General features: G+C 37.1%; 7 protein-coding genes and 1 pseudogene. 7 read left to right on the top strand and 1 reads right to left on the bottom strand.

The window, feature by feature from the left end; translation table 11 throughout:
* The 3 genes from AB1397_03930 to AB1397_03920 form a co-directional block, all read left to right on the top strand.
* A partial coding sequence (locus AB1397_03930) for a hypothetical protein (GenBank protein MEW6482130.1) occupies positions 1-850 on the top strand: 850 nt, incomplete at its 5' end.
* The gene (locus AB1397_03925) at positions 847-2,124 is read left to right on the top strand and encodes an SH3 domain-containing protein (protein MEW6482129.1); all 1,278 of its coding nucleotides are present in this window, start codon (positions 847-849) and stop codon (positions 2,122-2,124) included. The genes AB1397_03930 and AB1397_03925, both read left to right, overlap by 4 nt.
* Complete coding sequence (locus tag AB1397_03920; GenBank protein MEW6482128.1) at positions 2,125-3,102, top strand: hypothetical protein; 978 nt, start codon at positions 2,125-2,127, stop codon at positions 3,100-3,102.
* Positions 3,103-3,418: 316 nt separating this feature from the next.
* Here the strand turns inward: AB1397_03920 and AB1397_03915 are convergent.
* Positions 3,419-3,564: pseudogene (locus AB1397_03915) on the bottom strand (IS481 family transposase).
* A 126-nt stretch (positions 3,565-3,690) separates the two neighbouring features.
* Between AB1397_03915 and AB1397_03910 the strand changes: the two are divergent.
* Genes AB1397_03910 through argB form a run of 4 tightly spaced genes read left to right on the top strand, consistent with a single transcriptional unit; the run spans position 3,691 to position 8,403 of the window.
* Positions 3,691-4,593 (top strand): PfkB family carbohydrate kinase, encoded by a 903-nt coding sequence (locus AB1397_03910; GenBank protein ID MEW6482127.1) that lies wholly within the window; start codon positions 3,691-3,693, stop codon positions 4,591-4,593.
* Between the two features lie 4 nt (positions 4,594-4,597).
* On the top strand, positions 4,598-5,830 hold the full coding sequence (locus AB1397_03905; GenBank protein ID MEW6482126.1) for a homoserine dehydrogenase: 1,233 nt from the start codon (positions 4,598-4,600) through the stop codon (positions 5,828-5,830).
* Positions 5,831-5,869: 39 nt separating this feature from the next.
* Positions 5,870-7,519 (top strand): cation:proton antiporter, encoded by a 1,650-nt coding sequence (locus AB1397_03900; GenBank protein ID MEW6482125.1) that lies wholly within the window; start codon positions 5,870-5,872, stop codon positions 7,517-7,519.
* A 47-nt stretch (positions 7,520-7,566) separates the two neighbouring features.
* Entirely contained in the window at positions 7,567-8,403 is an 837-nt protein-coding gene (gene argB, locus AB1397_03895; protein MEW6482124.1) for an acetylglutamate kinase, read from the top strand.
* Positions 8,404-8,565 lie beyond the last annotated feature (162 nt).

Here is an 8,565-nt window from a genome sequence, read left to right as displayed (position 1 = left end):
GTTAAAGCCCTTCTTGGCCGCTTATATTCAGATTACATATTTAGATGGGATGAATATCACACCCTGCCTATTTACTGAAAGATGGCTAGTATTTTCCTCAAATGCTTCGGGAAATTTTGATATATACATAAAGGATAATAAAGAAAACACCTTAATTCGGAGGACATCAACCGAGGAAAATGAACTTTTTCCTGTATTCTCAAAGGATGGACAAAAAATAGCATTTTCATCAAACAGGTTCTCTACCTACGACATCTTTATCATTGATGCATTTAAAGAGGCTAATATTCAGCAAATTACCTTTGACAATATATCCGATGAAATATCCCCTGATCTCTCTCTTGATGGAAGTAAGCTTGTTTTTTCTAAAATATCAGCAAAATTGGGAAACAAAGCCATTATTTGCCTTGTTGACCTTAAAACAGGCTTGATAACAGAGCTAACCTCTGGGTTATACCCTAAATTTTCACCAAAGGGCGATAAAATAGTATTTCAAAGGGATGGCAAAATTTGGATACTTGAGATGAACACCCATCTTTTGAAAGAGGTTGTAAGATACGATAATCTCTCTTGCCTTTCTCCGCAATTCTCTCCTGATGGAAGAAGGATTGTTTATGCAACGGGAAGTAAAGAAGAAAGATGTGAGAAATTTTTAGGTCTTTGTAGATACACACCAATTGATATTAGGATAATAAACATAGATGGAACAGGGGATACCAAGCTTACCGAAGACTTAGGACCAGATGGGTTTCCTACCTACTCTTGTGATAATTACATATATTTTTCCTCCCTCAGAAATGGCAAGGATAATTCCAATATCAATATCTTTAGGATAGCTTTTGAGGAATGAAAGAGAGACAAGAGACAACAGAGGATAGAATACAGAGCACCAGAGCACTAGAGCAGCCTACTAGCACCAGAGGAGAGAGGATAGAAAAGAGAAGAGAGATTTTCTGCTTTCTACTTTGTCTTCTGCTTTTAGGATGTGAAAAGCCTTATAAAGAGCCATCTTCCCTTATTTCACCTCCCCTGACAAGGATTACAGATGATAAAGCATTGGATAATTTCTGTAGTGTCTCGCCAAATGGACAATACATAGCATTTTCTTCAAACAAAGAGAAAAGCTTTGACCTTTATATTAAAGATATAAACGAGAAGGCAATAATCCAGAGGACATCGGGAAGCGAGGATGATTTATGGCCTTCCTTCTCTCCTGATGGCTCTAAAATATGTTTTTCATCAAATAGATTTGGTAGCTTTGATATCTTTGTAATGGATACCTTGAAGGCTGGTGAAATAACCCAGATTACATTTGATAAGAAAAGGGATGAAATTTTTCCCTCATTTTCTTTTGAGGGAGATAAGATTCTCTTTACATCTTTGAAAGAAGAGAAAAACCCAGTTATAATGGCTATTTCTCTAAAAACAGGGCTTATTACAGAGATAACAGATGGTTTTTTTGCAAGGTTTTCACCAAATGGAGAAAAAATCATCTTTAATAGACAAAACGTGGATGATGTAGATATATGGATGGTAGATATAGATGGAGGTGATTGCAAGCTTATTTTCCATAATGAGGAGTTTAATTGCCTATTCCCATCTTTGTCTCCTATGGGAGGAAGGATTGTTTATAGCAGCTGTCCAAAGGGAAGGATGAGATTTGGATATAAAACAATAGGCGAGATAAAGGTCCTAAAGATGGATATAAGGTCGGTTGCTATTAACGGAAGGAATGATATAAAGATAACAGGGGATTGTGGCGTTTGCCTATTTCCCTTTTGGTCATCTGATGGATTTATCTATTTTTCATCACTAAGGGAAGATAATGTTGATATATTTAGGGTTTCTGGCCCAGAGGAGATAATTCAGAAGGCAAAAGACAGAATACCAGAAGAAATAAGGAAGGTAAAAAAGGTTTTTCCAAAGCCAAAGGAGGTAGAACCCGAGAAAAGCGTTGTAACAACAAGGGATAATGTAACAATCTGGTCATACCCTGGAAAGAATGTTATTACAAAGGTAAACAAGGGAACAAGGCTTATTGTCATCTCCTCTAAGAAATGGTATATAAAGGTTTTGCTTCCTGATGGAAGGACAGGCTGGGTCTCATCATTCTTTGTAGAATAATTGATAAAAGGTATATTTTCTACAGCCATAGGAAGTTTTCCCCATAAGGATATAGAAAAACCCCTCTTTCTATCTTTATCCCTTGATATTCCTGTTTGGCCACAGCTTCCAAAGGTTTCTTGGAGAGAAAATATGTGTGTTCAATTTAGTGAAGGGCTTCCCTGTGTCCAATACGATGAGGCAAAAAAAGGCATTTATTTTTCTACCAGCCATATAGAGGAGGAACTTACCAGGTTTTATGAGAAATTTTTAGATCAGGATCTTGAGTATTTTAAAATATCAAAAGAATTCTCATCTGGATTTTATTCTTTCCTTGAGGCAAAGCCTTGCTCTTCTTACATAAAGGGTCAGATAACAGGGCCTATAAGCTTTGGCCTTTCTGGATACGATGAAAATGGAAAGCCTGTTATTTATCATAAGGAGCTATTTGATGCCATTATTTGTGGCTTATCGCAAAAGGCATTATGGCAGGCTGAGAAATTAAAGGAATTTGGAAAACCGATTATCTTTATTGATGAGCCATATCTTGCCTCTTTTGGCTGCTCTACTATCCCCATTTCAAGAGAGGATGTTTTAAGCTTTCTTTCCAAAATCATAGATTTATTAAAGGAAAATGGAATAATTACCGGAATTCATTGCTGTGGAAATACGGATTTTGGAATGATTATGGAGACAAATATTGATATTCTAAACTTTGATGCCTATAATTTTAGTAAAAACCTCTTTCTTTACAAAGATTCTTTGGATAAATTTATCAAAAGGGGCATTCTTGCCTGGGGCATTGTTCCTGCATCTTCTGAACTTTTAGAAAATAACGAAGAAACGCTTAAGGAAAGGCTGGCAAATTTTCCTCAAAATGGATTTTTGATAACCCCATCCTGTGGCTTGGGCTCATTGGATGAAGAATTAGCCGAAAAAGCCATTGAGCTTACTAGAGCTTTAACCAGGCTATATCAAAGAAAGTATGTGTTTAGGTAGAGGAGAAGAAGAAAGGAAGTTAAAATGAAAGAAACGCACGAAATCCGAAAGCACAAAGCAGGAAACAATATCGTTCCTCTAATTATATTGTTTTGAATTTTAGTCATTTGAATTTGTTTTTTTGATTTCGAATTTCGTACGTGTTTAGCTTCTCTCTTAACCAAATTACCATAGCCGTTGTTTAGCTGTCTTATATACCTAGGCACAAAGGGGCAAAGGTACAAAGAAAGCAAGTAATAAATAAACTCTCTCGCCTTTGTGCCTCTGTGCCTTTGTGCCTATTTCCCAATTTTATTCTCACCGAGCTAAACACATACGTTCTCTTTGCTTCATTTATTATTAAATCCTCAAGTTCAATCTTGGTTTTCCTTGGGAAGAATGTTTAGGTCTCTTTGAAAAATCCTTTAAAGGACCATCTCTTCCCCTTCTTACTGTCTGTCTTGATATTCCTAATATCAAAGCCCTTTCGATAATCTCTTTGTTTTGTATTTTTTCTTTCCTTAAGGTGGTAAGTATGTCTATACCCATCTGGAATAAGTACACAACAGAGCCTTGACAGGATAATGGCTTTTAGGTTATCATTTCTTTGTGGCTACGCTTATTGTTGGCTCTGTGGGAATAGATTCTGTAAAAACACCATTTGGTGAGGTCTCTGATGTTTTGGGAGGCTCTTGCATATATGCCTCTGTTTCCTGCTCCTTCTTTGATAAAGCAAGTATCTTAAGTGTTGTAGGAGAAGATTTTAAGGAAGAATACCTTTCCCTTCTAAAATCTTATGAAATTGATACAAGTGGGCTTCGTATTCTTCCTGGAGAAACATTTAGATGGAAGGGTTATTATACATACGAGCTTAATGAAGCAAAGACATTAGAGACAAAATTAAATGTTTTGACTAACTTTGATGCCTCTCTTCCAGAACATTACAAAGATTCAAAATATATCTTCCTGGGAAATATTGACCCAGATATTCAAATTAAGGTTATAAAGCAGATAAAAAATCCTCGTCTGATTGTTTTAGACACGATGAATTATTGGATTGAAAATAAAAATGATGCATTAAAAAAGGCAATATCAATGGTAGATATTATTGTTTTAAACGATGGTGAGGCAAGGGAATTGGCAAAAGAGCCAAATCTGGTAAAGGCAGCGGGGAAAATAAGGCAATTAGGACCAGAGATTGTCATAATAAAAAAGGGTGAGCATGGCTGCCTTATGTTTTCAAAGGATGGAATATTTTCAGCTCCCGCATATCCCCTTGAGAATATCTTTGACCCAACCGGGGCAGGCGATACATTTGGCGGAGCATTTATTGGCTATCTATCCCAGGTTTCTGGAAGGGATAATGAGCAGCTAAAAAGGGCAGTAATCTTTGGTTCGGCAATGGCATCCTTTGTGGTTGAGGATTTTAGCCTAAATAGGATGAAAAACCTGAAATGGGAAGATATAAAGCAAAGGTATTATCAATTTAAAGAGCTTTCCCATTTTGAATAATAGAATGAACATTGGTTTAATTGGTTTAGGAACAATCGGACAGGCTACCGCGAAGGTATTGCTTGAAAGGGGCTTTTCCTGCCTTTCTTTGGTAAAAATTGCCGATATTGATTTAAAGAGAAAGAGGGATTACACCCCTTCTCTGAATTTACTTACCGATGATCCCTATGAGGTTTTAAATGACCCAAATATAGATGTTATAATTGAGCTAATCGGTGGGATTGAGCCAGCAAAGACATATATTTTAAAGGCATTTGAGCATAAAAAGGATGTTGTAACCGCAAACAAGGCTCTGCTTTCTTTGCACTTAAAGGAGATTATAGCATCTGCAAAGACTAATAAAAGAAGGATAAGGTTTGAGGCATCTGTGGGTGGCGGCATTCCTATTATTTCATCCATAACCTCAAGCCTTATAGCAAACAAAATTCAAAAGATATATGGGATAATCAATGGAACAACAAATTATATTCTAACCAGGATGCTTGAGGAGAAAAGGGAATTCTTTGATGTTCTAAAGGATGCACAAAAAGAGGGTTTTGCCGAGGCTGACCCAAGCCTTGATATAAACGGTGATGACACATTACATAAGCTCATTGTCTTATCAGCCCTTGCATTTGGAAAGATTGTAGATATAGCTTCTGTTTATAAAGAGGGGATTTCCGAAATTACCATTTCTGACCTTGTCTATGCAGACGAGCTTGGATTCAAGATTAAGCTACTTGGCATTGCAAAGATAGACAATGGAAATTTAGAGATGCGCATCCATCCTGTTATGATTCCAAAGGAGCACCTCCTCTCATCTATTTCTTATAACTACAATGGCATCTATGTTGTCTCTGACCTTACAGGACCCCTCCTTTTCTATGGTAAAGGTGCGGGTGGATATCCTACATCCTCTGCTGTTATAGCTGATGTATTTAGCCTTTTAAGGGGTGAAGATATGAATATCCCCGATATTTCCAATGTATCCCCTTATCCAATAGAAAACCTCCTTCTTAAATCCTATATAAGATTTATGGTCTCCGACAAACCTGGCGTATTAGCTTTAATCTCTGGTATTCTAGCAAAATATAAGATAAGCATTTCCTCCTGCATCCAAAAGGAAAGGGGCGATATTGTCCCTGTTGTAATGGTAACACATGAGGCTTATGAGGGTGATATAAGGGCTGCAATTGATGAGATTAAGAGAGAAGATGTTATCAAGGATGTTGTGAGGATAAGGATAGAAGAGCTATAAATTACAGAATTCAGATTACAGATTTAGTTATAAAGGAAAATGCATGGGCTTTTAGAAGATATAGGAATTTCTATTATTTTTGCAACCCTTTTTGGAATTTTAGCCCATAAAATCCGCCAACCTGTTATCTTAGGCTATCTTATGGGAGGAGCCTTAATCGGCCCAGAGATTGGACTTCGTTTTGTTACAAATGCGGTTAATATTGAGACAATCTCTGGGATTGGCTTGGTTCTTCTCCTTTTTATTATTGGATTAGAGATAAATCTAAAAAGGCTTATCCATCAAGGAAGACAGATTATTATAGCTGGCATAGGTCAATTTATCCTCTGCATTCTGCTTGGGCTTTTATTTTTTAAATACATCTTAGGGGAGGGAAGGGTTAATAGCTTTTACCTTGCTTTATTATGTTCAATAAGTAGCACAGCAATTGTGGTAAAGCTTCTTTATGATAAGTTTGAAATTGATACCCTGCCAGGTAGAATTACCTTGGGCATTCTAATCATCCAGGATATCTGGGTAATCTTGCTTCTTGCCTTTCAATCCAATTTCCTTGAGCCAAAAATTGCCATTTTCTTCTTGGGGCTATTAAAGGCTACATTGCTTTTGGGAGGTGGATTCCTTTTGAGCAAATATCTTTTAAAGCATGTCTTTGAATGGATAGCAAAATCCCCCGAGATGGTTGTGGCAATCTCTATTGCTTGGTGTAGCCTTATCTCAACCTGTGCAGAATTCATTGGCTTATCTTGTGAAATAGGTGCCTTCATTGCCGGCATTTCTATCTCCTTTTTTCCTTATAGCCTTCATGTAACCGCCAAGGTTCTTCCTTTGCGAGATTTCTTTCTTATCCTCTTTTTCATCTCTTTGGGAATGAAGATACAAAAGCCAAGCTTGGAAATAATCCTTAACAGCCTTGTAATTGTAGCCTTTGTTATTGCCTCACGCTTTCTTACCCTATATCCCCTCCTTTTATTAAATGGTGCAGGAAAAAGGACAAGCTTTATCTCCTCCCTTAACCTTTCTCAAATTAGTGAATTCTCTCTGGTTATTGCGGCAATTGGCACAGAATTAGGACATATTCAAAAGGATATCCTTAATCTCATTATCTGCTCTATGGCATTTGGTGCGATCCTCTCCTCCTATTTTATCAAGGCAAATCACGAGACCTACCTTGTTTTTGATAAGATAACCAGGAGGCTTGGATTTAAAAGCAAAGAAGAGGATTATCAAAAAAAGAAAACAATATCTTATCCCATTGTTCTCCTAGGGTTTCACCATGGAGCAAGGGCTTTGATCGATGCCATTTCACAAAAAAATCCCTCCCTACTTAGCCAGGTCTTGGTTATAGATTTTAGCTTAGAGGTTTTGAGAGAGCTTAAAGAGAAAAATATTCCTGCAATCTTTGGGGATGTAAGTAGCGTGGAGACATTAAGGCATGCCCATATTGAAGGAGCAAAGGTGATTCTCTCTACAATCCCCGATGTCTTTCTAAAGGGGATAGACAACCTTAAGCTGGTCAAAATCTGCCGTTCTCTCTCCCCTTCTTCTACCATTATTGCCACAGCAGATTCATTAGAGCAGGCAGAGAAAATTAAAGAACAAGGGGCAAATGAGGTTTTACTTGTCTATTCTATATTTGGAGAAGAGCTTGTTCTTCTTTTAGAAGAAGGATTAAAGGAAAGCGATTCATAATAAATTTAACTTGTCTTAAAGCCAGGGGTTAAATATAATTATGTAAGATGAAAGGGATGATAGAAAGGGCAAATATTCTTATTGAAGCACTTCCTTATATCAAGGTATTTTATGATAAGTATATTGTCATAAAATATGGTGGCTCGGCAATGATTGAGGAAGAATTAAAGGAATCCTTCGCAATTGATTGCACCCTCCTTAAATATGTTGGGATAAAGCCTGTAATTGTTCATGGCGGAGGTCCCTTGATTACAAAGTTTATGGAAAAGCTTGGGATTAAGCCAAAATTTCAGGATGGCTTAAGGATAACCGACCAAGAGAGTATGGAGATGGTTGAGATGGTCTTGAGAGGAAGGATAAACACCGAGATTGTCTCATTATTAAACAAGCATGGTGCGAAGGCAGTAGGACTTTCGGGTGCAGATTCAAATATGATTTTGGCAAAGCCAATAAAAAGACTGGGGTTTGTGGGTGGGGATTTAAGGATAAATAAAGAGCTATTAGAAAGGCTTTTTTATTCTTCATTTATCCCGGTTATTGCACCGATTGGGGTTGGGGAAAAGGGAGTAAGGTATAACATCAATGCTGATACCGTTGCCGGAGAAATTGCATCAACAATTGAGGCAGAGAAGCTCATCTTCCTTACTGATACAAAAGGGGTATTAGATGGAGAAAGGCTTCTTTCTACCATAAGAATAGATGAGATAAAGGGATTGATCAAGAAAAAGAAGATAAGCTCAGGGATGATTCCAAAGCTAAGGGCAGCTCAAGAGGCAATTGAAAATGGCGTAATGAAGGCACATATCATTGATGGAAGAATAAAGCACTCAATCCTCCTTGAGCTATTTACCAACAAGGGGATTGGCACAGAGATTATAAGATGATTATCTCCACCCAGGTTTTTTAAGGAGAAAATTCGTGTTCGTTTACGGATCACGAATACTATAGTTGATTCCATAACGCTTTACAAAATGTATGTGTTTAGATAATCTTAAGGAAAACTTTATAAAATTATGAATTTTGAATGTTGAATTTTGAATTAAAAG

This window comes from bacterium (assembly GCA_040756715.1).
Classification (GTDB): Bacteria; UBA9089; UBA9088; order UBA9088; family UBA9088; genus JBFLYE01.
This window is presented reverse-complemented; position numbering and strand designations above follow the sequence as displayed.